The organism is Stenotrophomonas sp. (assembly GCF_032061965.1).
In the GTDB taxonomy this organism is placed as follows: Bacteria; Pseudomonadota; Gammaproteobacteria; order Xanthomonadales; family Xanthomonadaceae; genus Stenotrophomonas.
Window position 1 is genome coordinate 1 of record NZ_DAMBEF010000027.1, and the last position, 19,054, is coordinate 19,054.

Sequence of the window (19,054 nt, forward strand, 5' to 3'; positions counted from 1 at the left end):
CCTTGACATGGTAGGGGTCACAGGTTCGAACCCTGTACCGCCCACCACTTCCTGGCGAAGTGGCATCGAGAACCCGGCATTGGCCGGGTTTTTCCGTTTCCGCCCCCTGGTTTTGTGGCGGCTGCGGCAACTGGGCGCGGATTGGTTTAAGATCACCGCAGTAACCCATCGGCAACCAAGGTGGCCCGCGCTAAACGCCGGCCGAGCGTGTGACATGAGCACTACCATCGCCCACTGCTGATCTCCCGCCACTGCCCTGATGCCAGGCGCCGTTGTGGCGCTTTTTTATTGCCCTGATTCCCGCGAAATCCCGTGAAACCGCGCCCTCGGGTGCGCTTTCCAGCCCGCCCGGCGGGCCGTGACCTTTGGTGAACCCCATGATCAACATCACTCTCCCAGACGGCAGCGTCCGTCAGTTCGAAAACCCGGTCAGCGTCATGGACGTTGCCCAGTCCATTGGTGCCGGTCTGGCCAAGGCCACGATCGCCGGCGCCGTGGATGGCGTGCAGGTCGATGCCAGCGACGTGATCGACCACGACGCAGCGTTGCGCATCATCACCGCCAAGGACGAGGAGGGCGTTGAGATCATCCGTCACTCCTGCGCCCATCTGGTGGGCCATGCAGTGAAGCAGCTGTACCCGGATGCCAAGATGGTGATCGGCCCGGTTATTGCCGAGGGTTTCTACTACGACATCTACAACGAGCGCCCGTTCACCCCGGAAGACATGGCGGCGATCGAAAAGCGCATGGCCGAGCTGATCGCGCAGGACTACGACGTCATCAAGAAGATGACGCCACGCGCGGAAGTGGTCGAGATCTTCAAGGCGCGCGGCGAGGACTACAAGCTGCGCCTGATCGAAGACATGCCCGAAGACGTCACCGCGATGGGCATGTACTACCACCAGGAATACGTGGACATGTGTCGCGGCCCGCACGTGCCGAACACGCGCTTCCTGAAGTCGTTCAAGCTGATGCGCATCTCCGGTGCGTACTGGCGTGGCGATGCCAAGAACGAGCAGCTGCAGCGCATCTACGGCACCGCATGGGCCGACAAGAAGCAGCTTGAGGCCTATATCAAGCGCATCGAAGAAGCCGAAATGCGCGACCACCGCCGCATCGGCAAGCAGCAGGACCTGTTCCATCTGCAGGAAGAAGCGCCGGGCCTGGTGTTCTGGCACCCGAAGGGCTGGTCGATCTGGCAGGTCGTCGAGCAGTACATGCGCAATGTGTACCGCCAGAGTGGCTACGGCGAAGTGCGTTGCCCGCAGATCCTGGACGTCAGCCTGTGGAAGAAGTCCGGCCACTGGGACAACTACCAGGAAAACATGTTTTTCACCGAGTCGGAAAAGCGTACCTACGCGGTGAAGCCGATGAACTGCCCGGGCCACGTGCAGGTCTTCAACCAGGGCCTGCACAGCTACCGTGACCTGCCGATCCGTTACGGCGAGTTCGGCTCCTGCCACCGCAACGAGCCGTCGGGCGCGCTGCACGGCATCTTGCGCGTGCGCGGTTTCACCCAGGATGACGGCCACATCTTCTGCACCGAGAACCAGATCGAAGCCGAGGTCACCGCGTTCCATCAGCAGGCGTTGGCGGTGTATGAGGCCTTTGGTTTCCAGGACATCCAGATCAAGATCGCGCTGCGTCCTGAATCGCGTCTGGGCGACGACGCCACCTGGGACAAGGCTGAAGGCGCGCTGCGCACGGCGCTGTCGCATTGCGGTGTCGAATGGCAGGAGCTGCCGGGCGAGGGTGCGTTCTACGGCCCGAAGATCGAGTACCACCTGAAGGACGCCATCGGCCGTACCTGGCAGCTGGGCACCATGCAGGTCGACTTCATGATGCCGGGCCGTCTGGGGGCTGAATACGTTGACGAGAACAGCCAGAAGCGCCACCCGGTCATGCTGCACCGGGCCATCGTGGGTTCGATGGAGCGCTTCCTGGGTATCCTGATCGAGCACCACGCCGGTTCCTTCCCGACCTGGCTGGCCCCGGTACAGGTGATGGTGGCCAATATCACCGACGCCCAGGCCGAGTACGTCGAGCAGGTTCGCAAAACCCTTGCAAATCAAGGCTTCCGGGTGGACGCCGATTTGCGCAACGAGAAGATCGGCTATAAGATTCGCGAGCATACGCTGCAGCGCGTACCGTATCTGCTGGTCGTGGGTGACCGCGAGAAGGAAAACGGGGCCGTGGCAGTGCGCACGCGGTCCGGTGAAGACCTTGGTTCGATGTCGGTGGAAGCCTTCGTCGGGCGGCTGCAGGCAGAATTGAAGCATTGAAGTAAGTAGGGCCCCGGCCCCGGCGGAAACTCCGCGGGGCCGGTACTAATCCACTTGGAGATTGCAATATCAGTATCCCTGACAACAAACAGAACCGCCGTAATCAGGAAATCCGGGTGCCGCGCGTACGCGTGATCGGCAGTGACGGTGAAATGATTGGCGTGTTGTCGCGCGACGAAGCGCTGTCCATGGCCGAAGACGAAGGCCTGGATCTGGTCGAAATCCAGCCGCAGGCCGATCCGCCGGTCTGCAAGATCATGGATTTCGGCAAGTTCAAGTTCGAAGCGCAGAAGAAGGCCAACGAGGCCAAGAAGAAGACCAAGCAGGTCGAGATCAAGGAAGTGAAGTTCCGTCCGGTTACGGACGAGGGCGACTACCAGATCAAGCTGCGCAAGATGCGCGGTTTCCTCGAAGAGGGCGACAAGATCAAGGTCAACATCCGCTTCCGTGGCCGCGAAATGAGCCATCAGGAACTGGGTCGCGAAATGGCCAACCGGATCGAAGCCGATCTGGGTGAGGACATCGTGATCGAGTCCCGTCCGCGCCTGGAAGGCCGGCAGATGGTCATGATGATCGCGCCGAAGAAGAAGTAAGCAGTGGCCTTCGGGCCTGTGCTTTGCTGAGCGGGGAGGGCCTTTGCCCTCCCTGTTTGCGTGCTCGTTCAGCTATCTGGGCGCCGGAATACCTGCGGTTTACAAGTGACTGGCGCGCAAGGCATAATGGGCGGCCCGGTTCGCCGGGTTTGTTGTTTGCTTCACCCAGGACCTGCCTGCCTCCAGTGGGAGTGTGGGCTTTAAACAGACAAGGGCAGGGATGGAAAGTGTGGGTAAAACCACCGCCCAGTCAGTGAAAAGAGACCATCAAGGACATAGCAATGCCCAAGATCAAGACCAACCGGGCGGCGGCCAAGCGTTTCCGCAAGACCGCCTCCGGCAAGTACAAGTGCGGTCACGCCAACCGTAGCCACATCCTCACGAAGAAAGCGACCAAGCGGAAGCGTAACCTGCGTCAGACGAATCACGTCCGCGCAGAAGACGCAGGCCGTCTGGACCGTATGCTTCCCTACCTCTGAGGACTGAACCATGGCACGAGTAAAGCGTGGTGTGCAGGCGCGCCGCCGCCACAAGAAAGTATTGGATCTGGCCAAGGGCTATTACAACGCCCGTCGCAAGGTCTTCCGCGTTGCCAAGCAGGCAGTCATCAAGGCACAGCAGTACGCCTACATTGGCCGTAAGCAGAAGAAGCGCAATTTCCGTTCGCTGTGGATCACCCGCATCAATGCGGCTGCCCGCATCAACGGCCTGAGCTACAGCCGTTTCATGAACGGCCTGCTGAAGGCTGGTATCACCCTGGACCGTAAGGTTCTGGCCGATATCGCCGTGCACGACGCAGCCGGTTTTGCCGCTCTGGCAGAAAAGGCCAAGGGCGCACTGGCGGCATAAGTTCTTCCTGCAGCGGTTGTAGCGTTCACGCGCAACGGCTGTGGTGAGACAATGCATGGGGAAGGGCGCAAGTCCTTCCCCATTCTTTTTTGTGTTGGTTGCCGCTGCCGATGGTTGCGCGGCGATCAGGCACTGGTGGCGACGGGGGTCGGCCCGGCGCATACCGCGTAGGCATGCCGGCCAGAGGTTTCGTCGATCCCATGAGTGACATCCAATCCTTGACCGCGCAGGCGCTGGCCGATGTGGCCGCGGCGCAGAGCCCGGACGCACTGGAAAGCCTGCGTGTTTCCCTGTTGGGCAAGAGTGGCAGCATCACCGCCCAGCTCAAGCAGCTCGGTGGCTTGCCGGCCGATGAGCGCAAGGCGGCGGGCGAGGCGATCAATATCGCGCGCGATGCAGTGTCCTCGGCCCTGGGTGAGCGCAAGGCGCTGCTGGAAAACGCGGCATTGGATGCGCGTCTGGCTGCGGAAAGCATCGATGTCACCCTGCCGGGCCGTCACGGCGAACGCGGTGGCCTGCACCCGGTCACGCGCACCCTGGAGCGCATCACCGAAATCTTCGGCCGCCTTGGTTACGAGCTGTCCGAAGGCCCGGAAATCGAAGACGACTGGCACAACTTCGAAGCGCTGAACTTCCCGCCGCACCACCCGGCGCGTGCCATGCACGACACCTTTTATTTCGGCGACGGCCGCCTGCTGCGCACGCATACCTCCGGTGTGCAGGTGCGCTACATGGGTGACCACAAGCCGCCGCTGCGCATGATCGCCGCCGGCAAGGTGTACCGCAGTGACAGCGACCAGACCCACTCGCCGATGTTCCATCAGGTTGAAGGTCTGCTGGTGGACGAACACTCCACCTTCGCCGACCTCAAGGGCACCTTGTCCGAGTTCGTGCGTGCTTTCTTCGAGCGTGATTTTGAAATGCGTTTCCGCCCGAGCTACTTCCCGTTCGTGGAGCCGGGTGCGGAAGTGGATATCGCCTGGCAGCAGCCCGATGGCAGTACCCGCTGGCTGGAAGTGCTGGGTTGCGGCATGGTCCACCCGAACGTACTGAAGTCGGTCGGCATCGACCCGGAGCGCTACACCGGCTTTGCCTTCGGCTTGGGTGTGGAGCGTTTTGCGATGCTGCGTTACGGCGTCAACGACCTGCGCGCCTTTTTCGAAAACGACGTCCGCTTCCTCAAGCAGTTCGCCTAACCGCAGCTGTAGTGCCGAGCCATGCTCGGCAGCTCTTGAACGTTGACCAACCCCAGGCGCAACGCGCTGGGTATCAACAAAACACCGCAACGGGAGGCGCGCCTCCCATCAAGGTAAAGACATGAAATTCTCTGAAAGCTGGCTGCGCAGCCACGTACCGACCAGCGCATCGCGCGACGAACTCAGCGCCGTGCTGACCGCCATCGGTCTGGAAGTCGAAGAAGTCACCGCACTGGGCGCGGGTCTGGACAACGTGGTGGTGGCGCGCATCGTTGAAGCCGCTCGCCACCCGGAAGCCGACCGCCTGCAGATCTGCAAGGTCGACGCCGGGCAGGCCGAGCTGCTGCAGATCGTCTGCGGCGCGCCGAACGCGCGTCCGGGCCTGGTTGCACCGCTGGCCATGGTCGGCGCGCAGATCGGCGAGCTGAAGATCAAGCCGGCCAAGCTGCGTGGCGTGGAATCCAACGGCATGCTGTGCTCGGCCAAGGAGCTTGGTCTGGACAACGACGCCTCCGGTCTGCTGGAACTGCCCGATGACGCGCCGGTTGGCACCGCGCTGATGGACTACCTGGGCCTGCCGGATTCCAGCATCGAGATCAAGCTGACCCCGAATCGTGCCGACTGTTTCAGCGTGCGTGGCATCGCTTTCGACGTGGCCGCCGCTACCCGCAGCGAAGTGAAGCCGTTTGCCGCCGATGCCGTGCCGGCACAGGCGACGCGTGAGCTCGCCATCCAGCTTGATGCCGGTGCAGAAGCGCCGCGTTACCTGGGCCGCGTCATCGAAGGCGTCAACGCCGCCGCCAGCACCCCGCTGTGGATGGCCGAGCGCCTGCGCCGCAGTGGCGTGCGCCCGGTGTCGCTGCTGGTCGACATCACCCAGTACGTGATGCTGGAGCTCGGCCAGCCGATGCACGCCTACGATCTGGATAGCCTGAAGGGCCAGATTGCCGTGCGCCGCTCGCGCGCCGGAGAAACCCTCAAGCTGCTCGACGGCCGCGATGCCGCGCTGGACGACAGCTTCCTGGTGGTGACCGACGCCGACCGTCCGGTGGGCCTGGCCGGCCTGATGGGCGGCTTCGACACCCGCGTCACCGATGCCACCAGCAAGGTGTTCCTGGAGGCGGCGCACTTTGCCCCGGCTGCGATCATGGGCCGCGGCCGCAAGCTCGGCCTGCACACCGATGCCGGCCACCGCTTCGAGCGCGGCGTTGACCCGCAGCTGCCGCGCATCGCCATCGAATACGCCACCAAGTTGGTGCTGGACTTGGCTGGCGGCACGCCGTCGCCGGTCACCGAAGCCGTGCGCGAAGCCGATCTGCCGGTTGCTGCCAGGATCCACCTGCGCCGCGCCCGCATCCTGCGCGTGCTCGGCATCCAGATCGAAGATGCTGAAGTCGAGCGCATCCTGCGCGCCCTCGGCATGCAGGTTGAAGCTGCCGCCGATGGCTGGAACGTGACCGGCCCGAGCCGTCGCTTCGATATCGCAATCGAAGAAGACCTGATCGAAGAACTGGCCCGTATCCACGGCTACGAGTCCATCCCGACCACCTTGCCGGGCGGCGCTGCACGCATCGCCATGCCCAGCGAAACCCGTCTGGATGACCTCAGTGTGCGCCGTCAGCTGGTCGCCCGCGAAATGCTGGAAACCATCAACTACGCCTTCGTCGATGCCGAACTGCTGAAGCAGTGGCAGCAGAATGAAGGCCTGGTCGCGCTGGCCAACCCGCTGTCGGCCGAGCTGGCGGTGATGCGCCCGCTGCTGCTGCCGGGTCTGGTTGCCACGCTGGGCCGCAATGTGGCCCGCCAGGCCGGCCGCGTGCGCCTGTTTGAAATCGGCCGCGTGTTCGAAGCGCAGGCTGGCGAGGGCAAGCCCGCGCCCAAGGAAACCGTGCGTGTCGCCGCTGCCGTGTGTGGCGATGCCGCTGCGCTGCAGTGGGGCGAAAAGGCGCGCAAGGTTGATTTCCACGATTTGAAGGGAGACCTGGAATCACTGGCTGCCGCTTCCGGCGCCGTGCTGGAATTCCGCGCCTCGCGCCGTCCGTATGCCCACCCGGCACGTTCGGCTGATATCTGGCGCGACGGCCAGTGCATCGGCTGGATCGGCCAGCTGCATCCGCGCCTGGCCAAGGCCATGGAAGTGGACGTGGATGTGTACGGCTTCGAGCTGGACCTGGCGCCGCTGGCCGCGCGTTCGCTGCCGCGTTCCAGCGAACTGTCGCGTTTCCCGGCAGTACGCCGCGACCTGGCCGTGGTTGTAGCTGAATCGGTCAGCTGGGCCGACTTGTCCGCCACCATCCGTGGCGCCGGCGGCGAGCTGCTGCGCGATGTCGCGCTGTTCGACCGCTATGTCGGCCAGGGTGTCGAGCCAGGCTTCAAGAGTTTGGCTATGGGCTTGATTTTGCAGGACAAGTCGCGCACCCTGACGGACCGTGACGTGGAAGCCGTAGTCACCGATGTGGTGGCGGCGATTGATCACGGGCACGGCGCAAAGATCCGTGGCTGAGGCGGGATACAGGGAGCAGGCATGGCATTGACCAAGGCGGAGATGGCGGATCGTTTGTTCGACGAAGTTGGTCTGAACAAGCGCGAGGCCAAGGAGTTTGTCGACGCGTTTTTCGATGTGTTGCGCGATGCATTGGAGCAGGGACGTCAAGTGAAGCTGTCGGGCTTCGGCAATTTCGATCTGCGGCGCAAGAACCAGCGCCCGGGTCGCAACCCCAAGACCGGCGAGGAAATTCCGATTTCTGCCCGTACGGTAGTCACCTTCCGTCCGGGCCAGAAGCTCAAGGAGCGGGTGGAGGCATATGCTGGATCCGGGCAGTAACCGCGAACTTCCGCCGATTCCGGCCAAGCGCTACTTCACCATTGGTGAAGTCAGCGAGCTGTGCGATGTAAAGCCGCACGTGCTGCGCTACTGGGAAACCGAGTTCCCCAGCCTTGAGCCGGCCAAGCGCCGTGGCAACCGCCGCTACTATCAGCGCCATGACGTGCTGATGGTCCGGCAGATCCGCGGCTTGCTATACGAACAGGGCTACACCATTGGTGGCGCCCGCCTGCGACTGGAAGGCGAGGGCGCCCGCGAAGAGTCGGCGCTGAGCAACCAGATCATCAAGCAGGTGCGCATGGAGCTGGAAGAAGTACTGCAACTGCTCCGACGCTGAGTTTTTTTGTGTGAAAGCCGGTATAATCACCGGCTCGCCGCAAGGCGAAAGCAGTAACGATCGGGGCGTAGCGCAGCCTGGTAGCGCATCTGCCTGGGGGGCAGAGGGTCGTCGGTTCAAATCCGGCCGTCCCGACCAATTACTAGCTTTAGATCAAGGGCTTACGGCATTCGTCGTGAGCCCTTTTTCGTTGTGGTCACTAAGTGTCCACTATTCGTCCACTATCGCGGCAAGGAAATGCCGGCGCTGACGGCTTGCCACGGCGCTTCGTGGCCGCCCAGATAGTGCTCGGTCATTGCCACGTTGCTGTGGCCCATCAGCGCCTGGATCTGCTCGTTCGTCCAGCCGGCCTCCTTCAACAGGGCGCCGCCCAGGCTGCGGATTTCATGGAACGTGGGCGGGTTGTCCATGTCGACGCCGGCTGCATCGCGTGCAGTGGCGAAGGCACGCGACAGTTGTTCCGGCAGCACCTGGGTGTGATGGTCTCGGTCCTTGGCTCGCATGTTGCTGGGCCGCGCTTTCTCTGGCAGCCGGTGGATCAGGTAGGGCGATACGACAGCATCGCGGCAGCGGGCCAGCAGGTCGCCCAGCGGACCGGTCGCGGCGATCTGCAGGCGGACGTTCGTGGAGCCCTCGGTCTTCGACGGCACCACCCACAACGCGCCATCGCGCAGGTCGGCGAAGCGGGCGGAAACCACATCTTCGCGGCGCAGCAGCGTCAGCAGTGACAGGTCCATAGCGTTGCGCACCCACTGCGGCGCGACATCCCAGATTGCGCGGTAGACGTCAATCGATAGGCGCTCGCGCTTGCGGCTGTGCGAGAACTTGCGGGTGGCCAAGGCTGGGTTGGTGTCGATCCAGCCTTCTTCCACCGCGCAGGCCAGAATCCAGCCGAGTACCAGGCGGAACTGCTGCCGCGCACGCTCCGATTCGGTCACTTCCCGAATGAAGGTGGCGCAGGCCTTTACGGTCACGTCGGAAACCGGCGTTGAGCCCAGGCCGGCCTCGATTCGACGGATAACGCTTTCGTACACCTCGGCGGTTTTGGGCGCCCACTTCCTGCCAGGAATGTCATCGGTCCGGAACACCTTGATGGCGTCGGCCACGGTCTCGCCCGGCGTCAGCACGGCAGCCACCAAATCGTTCCCCGGCATCAGCAGCGCATTGAGCTTCTTGGCTGCAGCGAAGGCCTTGGCCTTGTCCTTGCCCATTGCGTGCTCTTTCCGAGTTATCGGATGGCGGTATTTGAACCCGTCACGGTGTGCGTAGAGGTTGGCCGGCCAGTCGCGGCGGCTTGGTTTGCGTGCACGTCCCATCATGGCAAGTTACGCCGCTGCCAAGACGCTGGCGACCAGGTCATCGCCACCGGCCAGCCATGCATGCTCATCGACGTACCACTGGCCGACGACCTTGGTTGCGGGAATCTTCCCATTACGGCACCACCGGCCCAGCAGCTGGGCATCGGGCCGACTGTCTTCAGCGAAGTATTTTTCTGCCCATTTGTGGGCCAGCATCAGTTTCATGCTGCGTCTCCTTCCAGCGCCGCGCGGGCACTCTTGATTCGGTTGTTTCGGGGTTCTGTGATGCAGGTCCGGCGTTCTAGACACTTGGTCCCATTGCGGCCATGCCGAAGAACGGCGATGGTCAGATCAGGAGATTTAGCAAAGGAGTGAATGGAATTGCGACCTGGTGAAAGAGCATTAATGTCATCGTTGTGCGCCGTTGATGACGGGGATAAGCCGGACACACCGCCGTTGCTAGGTGACCTTGTTATGTGGGGATATGCGACGGGAACGCCTGTAGCGTTGACGGCAGTTGGCAGGCAGGTCCTGAACGAACTGCAGGAGCGCATAAATATCGGCGAGGTGCGGTAGCTATAAACGACTGGGAACAGCTGCGGAGCGGTCATCGGCGCTTCCTCGCAAACGGCGCCATGATCTTGGCGGCCTCTTCCAGATCGCCGCGGGCGAGGGCGATCACTGCCAGGCCGCGCGCCTCCCACATCCTTCGGGTCTTCGGCCGGGCCTTGTCCAGGTTCACACCGGTCTTGCGGGCGAGGTCGTGGCCGATGGCGATGTGGTCGAGGGTTTCAGGGAATATGGTCATGCCGCCATCCTCAGTGCCGCAATAACAGCGCAGGCCTTTGGCGGGCATACGGCGTTGCCCATCAGCTGCATGCCGTCTTTCTTGTTCTTCGGCAGCAGGTAATGCCTGGGAAAGCCCATGGCGATCTTGGCTTCATCCACGGACACCATGCGCATGCGATCACCGTCGATGATTGCCCAGCGGTCGCGGGTGGTGATCGTGCCGATGGGACGCTCCAGCGATCGACCGGTCAGACCAGAGCCGGTCCCGAAGTAGGGCGCCACGAAGCGATCCCCGAATGCCGCTCGGCCGGCGCGCACGCGGGCAATCGTTGCTGCTGCGCGGCCAGGACGCTCCACTGACGACCAGGTTCCTGCGTCGAAGTCGATAAAGGTGCTAGCCGGCACGTGCGCCATCTTCGGCAGATGCAGCTCCAGCGGATGCTTGCTCTTGGTCAGCACGATGAAGATGCGGACGCGGTGCTGCGGCACGCCGAAGTCAGCAGCGTCCAGCAGGTGCGGGCTGATTGCGTAGCCAAGGGCATGCACAGCGGCGCACCAAGCAGGGAACAACTTCCACTTCATGAAAGCGGGGACGTTCTCGATCACCGCGGCAATCGGTGACTTGGCCTCCAGCGCGGACACCACAGCCCAGGCGGTGGAGCGCGTGGCGTCATGGTGCGGCCGTTCCCTTCCTCGGGCCGGCGTATGGCCCTGGCATGCAGGTGACGCCAGCAGCAGGTCGAAGTCTGGCAACAGGGTCCAGTCCGCCTGTTGCAGATCCTGGCAGACGTGCTGGGTACCAGGGTGGTTCGCAGCGTGAGTTTCCACGGCAGCAGGCCAATGGTTCGCAGCCCAAACGACGTCGCAGCCAGCTTGTTCGGCCCCTTCAGTGAAACCACCACCGCCAGCGAACAGATCGATTGCCTTCATACCGCATACCTCGGCATCGGCCGCACAGGCCCGAACCACAGGGCAGCGGCGTTGTTGATTCGGACCTGCTCGCGGTCGCGCACCAGGTCGGGCAGGGGGACGCGGTACCGCCGCCGGTCATTGACGCAGACGGTGCACGTTCCTTCGCGGCCTCGGCTGCCGGCCTTCGGGAATGCCTCGGGCGGCAGCGGGCGTTGGCACGCGTTGCAGGCCTTCATGCTGCGGCCCTCTGTGCGCCCATGGCAAAATGCCCCCCAATCCACAGGGGGATCAGGGAATGAGCATGTTGGATGGCGTAAGCCAGTGTTGGCCGTTGGCGAAGGACTGCCATGTTTGGTGGGAGGCGTGGAGCTCCATCTTTTCCCTCGCAGCGGTAGTGGTCACTGCGATAGCGTCGCTCGCTGTGTATGCAATGAGCAGAAATGCTAATCGGCTCGCGAAATCCATTCACGAAGAGAGCGAGAACACCCGAAAATGCGAAGCGCGGTTTATAGCGGCCTATCTGTATGCCGAAATACTCAATGCACAGAATGCAGCTGGAGGCTGGCTCTCTACCGTGGAAGCAGGGGATCCGTTCCGCCTGCTCGCTTTCGACATCGTGACGAAACAGAACGTATTCGGCCTGCTTAACAACATCGATCTTCCTCTTTCGCAAGAGCGATTCGATCGTCTCCACGTTCTTGATGAAGAGGTTGGCAGTTCGCTTGCGCGGGCATTGGGTACCATCGCGCTTGTTCGGCTTGCAGTGCCACGATTGGTGGTCGCACCGGATGACGAAGACGGGAAATTGTTCGTCACAGCCACGCTGGGGCACGTTCAGTCCGTATATGACGATCTCGCGGTGGTCCTGGAAGCCTCCCGGAGTGCGCGTTGGCCGGCTTAGCTGGCTCATGCTGCTTCCTCCATAGCTTCCAGGTCGATCTCGTCCACGCGGTCGCGCAGCTTTCGCTTGGCCTGGCGCAGTACGCGGGCGATGTGTGCGGGCTCGGCGTCGGTGAAGAAGGCCTTCTCCACCTGGTGCGGCTTGCGGTTGTTGTCGCGGCGCCACAGGCGGTAGATCACGGCGGATCCATCGACAGTTGGGAAGCGCGCCCAGGTCAGGCCATGGCCCTTGCCCGGCTGGCGGCGGGCGAATCGGTCGCGGTCAGCCATTGCTCTGCTCCATCAGAAATTGCGTATCGATCGCCCAGCCGGCCTCACGCGCGGCGCGCAACCGCAGTTCGTTGGCGTCGAACTCGTCCAGGGAGAGGGCGGCGATCGCGCCCTCGACGTGATGCGGCTGCAGAGGCCGGTCGGTGCGCTGGAAGATGCGCCACACGCTGAAGCGCCTGCAGTTCCATGCAGTGGCCAGCGAGTCCAAATTGCGGCCGGCATCGTGTAGATGCCGGCGCAGCATGTCCCGTGCGGTTATGCGCGCGGGTTGCGGTCGGCGCAGCTTGGCGAGCATGCCGGCGGTGCGGTAGGTGGCGCGGTCCATGGTCAGGCCGCCAGCGGGTACTGTTCGGATGCATCGCGCAGACCATTGACCAGGGCCTGGCAGATGGCCGGAAACTGCGCCTGGTCATACAGCTTGGCTGCGCCTGTGGCGTTGACCGGCTTGAACCCCAGCTGGGCCAGGCCGTCGGCACTGATCGACAGCGGGGCGATGCGCGCGTTGATGTCGCCCAGCTTGATCTTGACGACCTCGCGCGGCGCTGCGGCTGCAGGTGCTGCGGTCTGCGGTGCCGGTGCCAGATTCGACACGCGGTGATGCTGCTCAAACCGTGCGGCACCTTCCTGCTCATGTAGCGCCTGAGCTGCCGGAGACAGCCCTGCACCGCTGGACGCCTTAGCAGCAGCCAACTCGGCTTTTGCCGCCTCTGCCTTCGCGGCTTCCTCGGCCTGAGCCTTCGCGCGAGCCTCGTCCTCTGCGAGCTGACGGGCGCGGGCCTCTTCTTCCTCGCGGATCTTCGCGCGCTCATCGTCCAGACGCTTCTGCTCGGCCTGCTGGTGCTGGGCGATCCGCGCTGCCACCAGGTTGCGCATGTCGTCCGGCGCCTTGTGGGCGCACAGCGCGACGCGGTCGGCGAACAGGGCGGCGTGCTCCTGGTGCTCGGACAGGATCGCGACGTTCGCGCGCACGCGCTCGGCCAGCTGGCTCGCCTCGATCTTGCAGGTGGCCACCGCGCCAGCGACGGCATCCTGCATGCTGCTGAGCGACTTCTTGCCCTTGATGGCGGCGGCCAAGTCCAGCTGCAGCGACTGCGACGGCTGGATGCGGTGCTCGCCCAGGGACGCGTTGATGCTGTCGTAGTGGGCCCGCACCGCCTTGGCGCCATCGGCGACGATCTGCGCGCGACGGTTCTCCTTCTCGACCTTGACCGCCTTTTCCAGCGCCAGCCGCGCCTGCCGAATCGCTTCGCTGACCGAGCTGGCGGTGCGGAGTAGGGCGTCGATGTCGACCATCTCGCCCAAGGTGGATTCCGTCGCGGCCTTGATGCGGGCCTCGGCCTCGCTGCATGCCTTCGCCGCAGCCTCGGCGTCCACGAAGTCCTGATCGGTCTGCAACTGGTCGGCGCAGGGCAACTGGGCCAGGAAAGCCTCGGCGTTGGCCTTGAACGCGTCCATGTTCGAAGCCAGCACGCGGCCCTCGACACGAATCGTCAGCGCGCCGAAGCCGGCGATGGGGGCGGCTACCGGCTCGGCCTTGGCTGGCTCAGGCTCGTAGGCGGCCACGTTGGCCTCAAATTGCGCCCAGCCGGCGACGATCTTTGCGCGCAGCTCGTCGTTGCTGACGTACCAGCAGTGACGTTCCTCGACCAGCTCGTCGCCGTTCCACTTCGACGCCATGAAAAGGACACGCGACGCATCGCTCACTGCCAGCTGCTGCTCCATCTGCACCTGGTACAGCAGCGGCAGGTCGGCACCAGTGCAGCCGTCTACCATCGCCGCGCGCAGCTGGTCATTGAGGCTCTTGTGCTCGAACGCCACGTCCTCCAGCAGTGTCAGGCCGTCGAAGCTCGCCGACAGCTTGCCGTTGGTACCGGTGACCGGGAACAGCTCCTCGCCGATGATCTGCTCGGCCAGCGGCCTGGCCAGTTCCTCGAAGCGGTGGCCGTCGTCAAAGCGGCGCTGCGTGGCGGCATCCACTTCCTGGGAAATGCCGGTGGCCACTTCGCGGATCAGCTGCGCGCGTGTCTTGTACGGGCTGCAGCCCATCATCGCCGGCGCGTCGCTGGCATTCTGGTGCTGGGCTCGGTGGGCATGCCATTCGGCGGTGCCCTGGATCAAGTTGACGATCTTCATGCGCGGTCTTCCTCGTTGTCCCAATCGATGGGGCCGGTGTCGGTTTCCGTATTGGTCGGCTCAGCGGCTGCGGGTTCCTGTTCGGCCACTTCTTCGGCCACGTCGACCGCTTCGCACTGGCGCAGCTGCTTGCGCTGCTCGTCGGTCATGCGGGCCTTAGCCTTCGCTTCGACCATGGCGATCAGGTCGTCGGCGCTCTTGCGGCCAGACTCGATCACGGCTTTCCAATTCGGCAGATTCTTGGTGAACTCTTCAGCCGAATACACGCTCGGCTCGGCGGAGACGACAGTGGCCGTCGTGCGGTGCGGCTCCGTTGCCGGGATATCCATGATTTCCTCGGCGATCGGCATACCGCGCAGAACGTCGGGGAACACGTCGCGCAGGGCGAACGCACGGGCGCGCATCTGCCGCATGCGCTTCGGATACTGCGTCCACGGTCCTTGCTTGCCCGCCAAACCGGCAGCCTTCGCGTCGTCCATGCTGAAGGTGCGGACTTCCTCCTCCTCGCCGCGGCGCTTCACCTTGCAGGTGGCCGTCTTGCCGTCGTCGGATTCGGTGATGGACTCGCACAGCGGCGAGCTGCGGACCAGGGCGATGACGGCGTCACCCCACAGCGCCGCGCGGCCGTTGATGACGGCGATGTTCTGGACCGCCTGCAACGGCTTGAGGCCCAGCTCGGAACCCCATTGGATGGCGATGAGGCAGTTGCCCGGCTTCCCCTTGAAGTCCTTTGGGACCATGTCGCTGCCGGCGAGGTAGTCGCAGAAGGTCAGCGCCTGCTCGAAAGTCTGCGGGCTGAGGTCGAACTGCTGGCGCGGCGGGTTGGGAACAGTAGGGAGGGCGCTCATTCCAGCACCTCATGCTCGTCCACCACATCCACTCCATCGACAACCAACAGAGGATCCACTTCGCGCAGGAGGCCCGTCATTACGCGGGTAGCCTGAGCTTCATCGCCGTGGACCCTGTCCCATTCGACCGCAAGCGCCAGGCGCGCTACGACGCCGGCAAAGCTCTGCGCCTGAATCGAGTAGCCGCGTGCCAGGAATTTGCGGACGCGCAGCAGGGAGCCGCCGGCATCCTCATTGCGTTGCGGATGGGTGTACTGCAGGCGCCGAGCTGCCAGATCGCGGTAGAAGTTGTCACCGATGGCAGACATCCACTTTTCGGTGAGCTGGTCGAACCACACGACGGCCTGGCACACGGTGAAGTCGAACGACGCGATGACCTCGCGCGGATCAACGAACAGCCAGCGCGTGATGAACTGGACAGGCATGCGGTTGGCCGTGACCAGGGTCAAGGCGTTGTCGGTTTCAATGAGGCGGCCTTCCCGCTTCTCATTGAGCAGCTTTGCCGCCAGCTTCAGGGTTTCGACACTGCCACCGAAGAGATCCACGTCGTTGGGCTTCTGGCCAGCGATGGTCTCGCGGATGAAGCCGCCGCCGATGCAGACGTTGGCGTCCTTCAGCAGCGACCGGATGTCCTTGGGTATGCGGGTTACTACGAACTGCAGATCATTGGGATGCAGCTCGGTGATGCCTCGGATGATGCTCATGTCGGCTCCAGCCGGCGCGGCCGGCGTTGTGGGAATAGGTGCCCGTCTTTCCGGGCTGTCAGCGGCGCGTGGAGGGGAGGCCAGTTGCCGCGTTTCGCCCTGCGCTGGGGAGTGCGCAGGGCAGGGGGATCAGGCAGCCAGATCGGTCTGCTGCTCTTGAACCTGCGCGATCGGTGGCGTCAGGGTCAGTTCTGCGTCTTCCTTCATGAGCTTGGCCAGCGGACCGAACTCTTCCTCGTCGGGCAGGAAGTAGAGCGAGCCGCACAGTTCAACCGAGCCACCTTCCAGTGCGCGGAAGCTGATCCCGCTGAGGGTCGCGTCGACGATTTCGATGGGCTCGGCCAGGCCGATGCTCGGGGCGCTGATCTGCGCGTCATAGCCGGTGAACTTCTCGTCCCAAACAAACGGCTTCAACTTCGGGTACTGCACCATCACAAGGCCATCGTTCTCGCGGTCGAGATCCAACTGGTCGCCGCGCTGCTGCTTGCGGAACAGCGTGGTGCGCAGCTTCTTGCTGAAGACGTCCAACACGTCCTGGCTAACGCTGGTCTTGAACTTCAGCGTCATGCCGGTGGCGTGGTTGTCCTTGCCGTGGTTCTCAGCGGTCAGCGACGCATGAGTGATCTTCACCACGTGTTGTTCGAGTCCAAACATGGGTATTGCCTCGTTGGTATGCCGGCCTGGCCAGCGGGGATTTGGGCGCGTCAGTTGCTTTCGGCCTGTACCGTCAGCCGGTAGCGGAGGTTGCTCGGGTCGAACACAGCGCCCAGCATCCCGTCAGCGATCTGCTTCACGATCGGCGAGTTTTTCTTCTTGAGCTCGCTGGCGATGTACTGTTTGATCGACTCCTTCAGCGACTCCGTCTGTTCCTCAATGGCCAGTCGCGCGGCATCCTTGATGGCGTTGCCGATAGCCCAATCAATCCACGTCTTGTGACTGCTATGGGAATAGTTCGACGGCTTGCCGTCGGAATCGACCTTGGTGGAGAGAATTGAGGCAATTGCGGCTCGCATCACCTCGCCGGAAGGCCCCATCGCCCCAGCAATAGCGGCAGTGATGTTTGCCTGCACGATCGGCTCGATGATGTCTTTGGGAATGGAAAGGGTTGGCTGATTCATGGTCATTCCTTGAAGGGCGGTGCCGGTGAATCCGGCGAGTGGGTCAGCGGGTGTCGCGCTTGCGCTGAGCAGGGAAGCTGCGCGGACGGATGAAGCCGGTGCGCCTGCGGGTCAGCCGCCGGTGCAGATGCCGCCAGCGGCGGACGATCAGCACGGCCAGCCAGATGCAGAGGGCGAGGATGGGGAGCACGAACGAATCGGCGCGTACCATCACGGCCTTGCGGAGCATGTCGGCGAAGAAGGCCAGCAGGAGGCCGTAGACGGCGAGGCGGATCACGCTGCACCTCCGGCGCTCACCAGTACTGCGATCAGCGCGCCCAGGATCAGGCAGGCAGCTGCGGCGAACACCGACAGGCCTGCAGCTTCGCGACGACCGCTCATGCAGCACCTTCCGGGCCGGCAGGAGCCGACTGATAGCCGTTGCGGACTTCCCACGCCTTGCGGCGCAGTGCGCCGGCGATGTCGGTGCCGTCTCGGCCTTCAGCTTGTTCTTGGGCAATGCTGCGGATAACCAGGGTGTCGTCCCAGCCGACCTTGCGGGCTGCTTCGCGGGCCGTCTGGAACGGGCGCAGGGAGAGGATGACGGCGCTCACGCAGCCACCCCATAGCGCGCTTCCTGCCCGGCCTGCTCGGCCTTGAACGCTTCGTGCTCAGCGTCGCTGCTCGCGTCCCGGGCGATGGGACCCTTGGCCGCCTCGTCCAGATCCAGAGCGAGCAGGCGGGCTGCCTCGGCAATGCCGCAGTCGGTCTGCGCGAGGTGGTAGGCAGAACGGAAGCGGGCCAGCGACTTCAGCAGGGCTTCGCCGCCTTCCTCGTAGCCGATGTGCTCGCTCAGGGCGTCGGCGACCAGGTCCTCATCTTTCAGGCGCTGCTCGGTCAGTTCTGCAGTGCGCTTGGCGACGAACTCAGCCCGGGCTTGCTCACGGGCGCTGATACGGTCGTCGGTGGTCTTCCAGTCGTCGTAGGCCGTAGCCATGTCTCTTGCCCCGTGGATGGCCCGGGTGGGCCGACGAGCGCAAGTTACCGAAACGGTTATCTATCGTCAATACCAAAACGGTAATTATTTGGACTTTCGATTGTGCGGAGCAGCAGCAGACACAAAAAAGCCCCGTCCAGCGGGGCTTTGATGGTTCAGGCATAACGGGTGCGGAGTAGTCCGGCGTCTTCGAGACTGATGCCTTCAAGCATGCATTGCTCGGCGCGCTCCAAGTCCATGTGCAGCTGTACCAGTGAATCGTCATCGAGCTGATCGATGCCGGTAAGGCCAAAGCACGCGTGGTCAATAATCCGTTGCATGTAGTGACCCCAGCGACGGCGGATGTGCCTGATCATCCTGCAGTGCGATTCGCGGGTGATGTCATCCATGCGAGAACTGAGGGGTATGTCCTTTACCAACTGAAGCTGGGGGCGCCTTGGTGTTGAAGATGCGGGGCCCATCGCCGCCGCCATCCGCTTAGCCAGTTCCTGCAGCCTTTCCTCGCTTAGAGCCATCCTCTTCCCCTTTTGCCTTATCCAGCCGGGCCGCAAAGGCCCTCATGAAGTCGAGGATATTGCTGTCGTCCAGGGACGCGGCTTCAGCGGCTACCGTCTCGTACGCCATCGCCAAATACGCCACGTTGATATCTGGAACGGGCTCATCCCCACGTATTTCCGCCACCATCTGCATGAGTCGGTGGGCGGAACGCAGAGTAGGGATGTCGATTCCCACAGCGTGAGACTCAGGGGATGGCGGGCGATCTAATTCACCTTTTGCCAAGCCCATCGCGGCTTCAAGGTCGCGCGCCAAATTTCCGCCGATGCCTTTCGGTTTGGTCTCGGAGATCCATTGGCTGACCTGCGACGGCTGCCAGCGGGTGCCGCCGTACAGGCGCGTCCACTCTGATTGACCGCCGGCCTCGGCGACCAGGCGGCGCATGTTTTCGGTTCGAGCTGTGCTTGCGTCCATACCGGTAATGGTCACAAGCACGGCCGCGGCATGAAATGACCGAAACGGTATTGACC

At 63.3% G+C, this 19,054-nt stretch carries 25 protein-coding genes and 1 tRNA gene; 10 read left to right on the top strand and 16 right to left on the bottom strand.

What is annotated here, in order from left to right:
* Positions 1 to 377 precede the first annotated feature (377 nt).
* The 9 genes from thrS (at position 378) to RT460_RS13745 (ending at position 8,219) form a co-directional block, all read left to right on the top strand.
* Entirely contained in the window at positions 378 to 2,282 is a 1,905-nt protein-coding gene (gene thrS / locus RT460_RS13705; protein WP_313319479.1) for a threonine--tRNA ligase, read from the top strand.
* Between the two features lie 68 nt (positions 2,283 to 2,350).
* Positions 2,351 to 2,875 (top strand): translation initiation factor IF-3, encoded by a 525-nt coding sequence (gene infC, locus RT460_RS13710; protein WP_313319538.1) that lies wholly within the window; start codon positions 2,351 to 2,353, stop codon positions 2,873 to 2,875.
* A 281-nt stretch (positions 2,876 to 3,156) separates the two neighbouring features.
* A complete protein-coding gene (rpmI, locus tag RT460_RS13715; protein ID WP_002811096.1) occupies positions 3,157 to 3,354 on the top strand; it encodes a 50S ribosomal protein L35 in 198 nt (65 codons plus the stop codon).
* 10 nt (positions 3,355 to 3,364) lie between these two features.
* A complete protein-coding gene (gene rplT / locus RT460_RS13720; RefSeq protein ID WP_054657697.1) occupies positions 3,365 to 3,724 on the top strand; it encodes a 50S ribosomal protein L20 in 360 nt (119 codons plus the stop codon).
* A 200-nt stretch (positions 3,725 to 3,924) separates the two neighbouring features.
* Positions 3,925 to 4,920 (top strand): phenylalanine--tRNA ligase subunit alpha, encoded by a 996-nt coding sequence (gene pheS / locus RT460_RS13725; protein ID WP_313319480.1) that lies wholly within the window; start codon positions 3,925 to 3,927, stop codon positions 4,918 to 4,920.
* 121 nt (positions 4,921 to 5,041) lie between these two features.
* Complete coding sequence (pheT, locus tag RT460_RS13730; RefSeq protein ID WP_313319481.1) at positions 5,042 to 7,423, top strand: phenylalanine--tRNA ligase subunit beta; 2,382 nt, start codon at positions 5,042 to 5,044, stop codon at positions 7,421 to 7,423.
* A 21-nt stretch (positions 7,424 to 7,444) separates the two neighbouring features.
* On the top strand, positions 7,445 to 7,744 hold the full coding sequence (locus RT460_RS13735) for an integration host factor subunit alpha (RefSeq protein WP_054657702.1): 300 nt from the start codon (positions 7,445 to 7,447) through the stop codon (positions 7,742 to 7,744).
* Positions 7,725 to 8,081 carry a MerR family transcriptional regulator gene (locus tag RT460_RS13740; protein WP_057629341.1) on the top strand — a complete coding sequence of 119 codons (357 nt, stop codon included), beginning with the start codon at positions 7,725 to 7,727 and terminating at the stop codon, positions 8,079 to 8,081. Before RT460_RS13735 ends, RT460_RS13740 begins: the two co-directional genes overlap by 20 nt.
* A 61-nt stretch (positions 8,082 to 8,142) precedes the next feature.
* Positions 8,143 to 8,219: transfer RNA gene (locus RT460_RS13745), tRNA-Pro, on the top strand.
* A gap of 83 nt (positions 8,220 to 8,302) precedes the next feature.
* Here RT460_RS13745 and RT460_RS13750 read toward each other — a convergent pair.
* From RT460_RS13750 to RT460_RS13765, 4 genes are all read right to left on the bottom strand, one after another.
* On the bottom strand, positions 8,303 to 9,400 hold the full coding sequence (locus tag RT460_RS13750; protein ID WP_313319482.1) for a tyrosine-type recombinase/integrase: 1,098 nt from the start codon (positions 9,398 to 9,400) through the stop codon (positions 8,303 to 8,305).
* Between the two features lie 6 nt (positions 9,401 to 9,406).
* Positions 9,407 to 9,604, bottom strand: coding sequence for a hypothetical protein (locus RT460_RS13755; RefSeq protein ID WP_313319483.1), 198 nt, complete (start codon positions 9,602 to 9,604; stop codon positions 9,407 to 9,409).
* A gap of 382 nt (positions 9,605 to 9,986) precedes the next feature.
* Positions 9,987 to 10,187, bottom strand: coding sequence for a hypothetical protein (locus RT460_RS13760; RefSeq protein ID WP_313319484.1), 201 nt, complete (start codon positions 10,185 to 10,187; stop codon positions 9,987 to 9,989).
* Positions 10,184 to 11,098 carry a DNA cytosine methyltransferase gene (locus RT460_RS13765; protein ID WP_313319485.1) on the bottom strand — a complete coding sequence of 305 codons (915 nt, stop codon included), beginning with the start codon at positions 11,096 to 11,098 and terminating at the stop codon, positions 10,184 to 10,186. The genes RT460_RS13760 and RT460_RS13765 overlap by 4 nt, the downstream gene beginning before the upstream one ends.
* Positions 11,099 to 11,375: 277 nt before the next feature.
* Here RT460_RS13765 and RT460_RS13770 point away from each other — a divergent pair, with 277 nt between their 5' ends.
* Entirely contained in the window at positions 11,376 to 11,981 is a 606-nt protein-coding gene (locus RT460_RS13770) for a hypothetical protein (protein ID WP_313319486.1), read from the top strand.
* Between the two features lie 5 nt (positions 11,982 to 11,986).
* On the opposite strand, the gene RT460_RS13775 is transcribed toward RT460_RS13770, so the two are convergent.
* From RT460_RS13775 to RT460_RS13830, 12 genes are all read right to left on the bottom strand, one after another.
* Positions 11,987 to 12,250: a hypothetical protein gene (locus RT460_RS13775; RefSeq protein WP_313319487.1), complete on the bottom strand. Its 264-nt coding sequence runs from the start codon at positions 12,248 to 12,250 to the stop codon at positions 11,987 to 11,989.
* Positions 12,243 to 12,575 (bottom strand): hypothetical protein, encoded by a 333-nt coding sequence (locus RT460_RS13780; RefSeq protein WP_313319488.1) that lies wholly within the window; start codon positions 12,573 to 12,575, stop codon positions 12,243 to 12,245. Before RT460_RS13780 ends, RT460_RS13775 begins: the two co-directional genes overlap by 8 nt.
* Before the next feature lie 2 nt (positions 12,576 to 12,577).
* Positions 12,578 to 14,383, bottom strand: coding sequence for a YqaJ viral recombinase family protein (locus tag RT460_RS13785; RefSeq protein WP_313319489.1), 1,806 nt, complete (start codon positions 14,381 to 14,383; stop codon positions 12,578 to 12,580).
* A complete protein-coding gene (locus tag RT460_RS13790) occupies positions 14,380 to 15,231 on the bottom strand; it encodes a recombinase RecT (RefSeq protein ID WP_313319490.1) in 852 nt (283 codons plus the stop codon). Before RT460_RS13790 ends, RT460_RS13785 begins: the two co-directional genes overlap by 4 nt.
* Positions 15,228 to 15,935 carry a hypothetical protein gene (locus RT460_RS13795; protein WP_313319491.1) on the bottom strand — a complete coding sequence of 236 codons (708 nt, stop codon included), beginning with the start codon at positions 15,933 to 15,935 and terminating at the stop codon, positions 15,228 to 15,230. Before RT460_RS13795 ends, RT460_RS13790 begins: the two co-directional genes overlap by 4 nt.
* Positions 15,936 to 16,064: 129 nt before the next feature.
* Complete coding sequence (locus tag RT460_RS13800; protein WP_313319492.1) at positions 16,065 to 16,589, bottom strand: hypothetical protein; 525 nt, start codon at positions 16,587 to 16,589, stop codon at positions 16,065 to 16,067.
* A gap of 50 nt (positions 16,590 to 16,639) precedes the next feature.
* Complete coding sequence (locus RT460_RS13805; protein WP_313319493.1) at positions 16,640 to 17,053, bottom strand: hypothetical protein; 414 nt, start codon at positions 17,051 to 17,053, stop codon at positions 16,640 to 16,642.
* Positions 17,054 to 17,096: 43 nt separating this feature from the next.
* On the bottom strand, positions 17,097 to 17,330 hold the full coding sequence (locus RT460_RS13810) for a hypothetical protein (RefSeq protein WP_313319494.1): 234 nt from the start codon (positions 17,328 to 17,330) through the stop codon (positions 17,097 to 17,099).
* Positions 17,331 to 17,430: 100 nt separating this feature from the next.
* Complete coding sequence (locus tag RT460_RS13815; RefSeq protein WP_313319495.1) at positions 17,431 to 17,646, bottom strand: hypothetical protein; 216 nt, start codon at positions 17,644 to 17,646, stop codon at positions 17,431 to 17,433.
* Positions 17,643 to 18,029, bottom strand: coding sequence for a hypothetical protein (locus tag RT460_RS13820; RefSeq protein ID WP_313319496.1), 387 nt, complete (start codon positions 18,027 to 18,029; stop codon positions 17,643 to 17,645). The genes RT460_RS13815 and RT460_RS13820 overlap by 4 nt, the downstream gene beginning before the upstream one ends.
* Before the next feature lie 155 nt (positions 18,030 to 18,184).
* Entirely contained in the window at positions 18,185 to 18,418 is a 234-nt protein-coding gene (locus RT460_RS13825; protein WP_313319497.1) for a hypothetical protein, read from the bottom strand.
* An 88-nt stretch (positions 18,419 to 18,506) separates the two neighbouring features.
* The gene (locus RT460_RS13830) at positions 18,507 to 18,968 is read right to left on the bottom strand and encodes a hypothetical protein (protein ID WP_313319498.1); all 462 of its coding nucleotides are present in this window, start codon (positions 18,966 to 18,968) and stop codon (positions 18,507 to 18,509) included.
* Positions 18,969 to 19,054 lie beyond the last annotated feature (86 nt).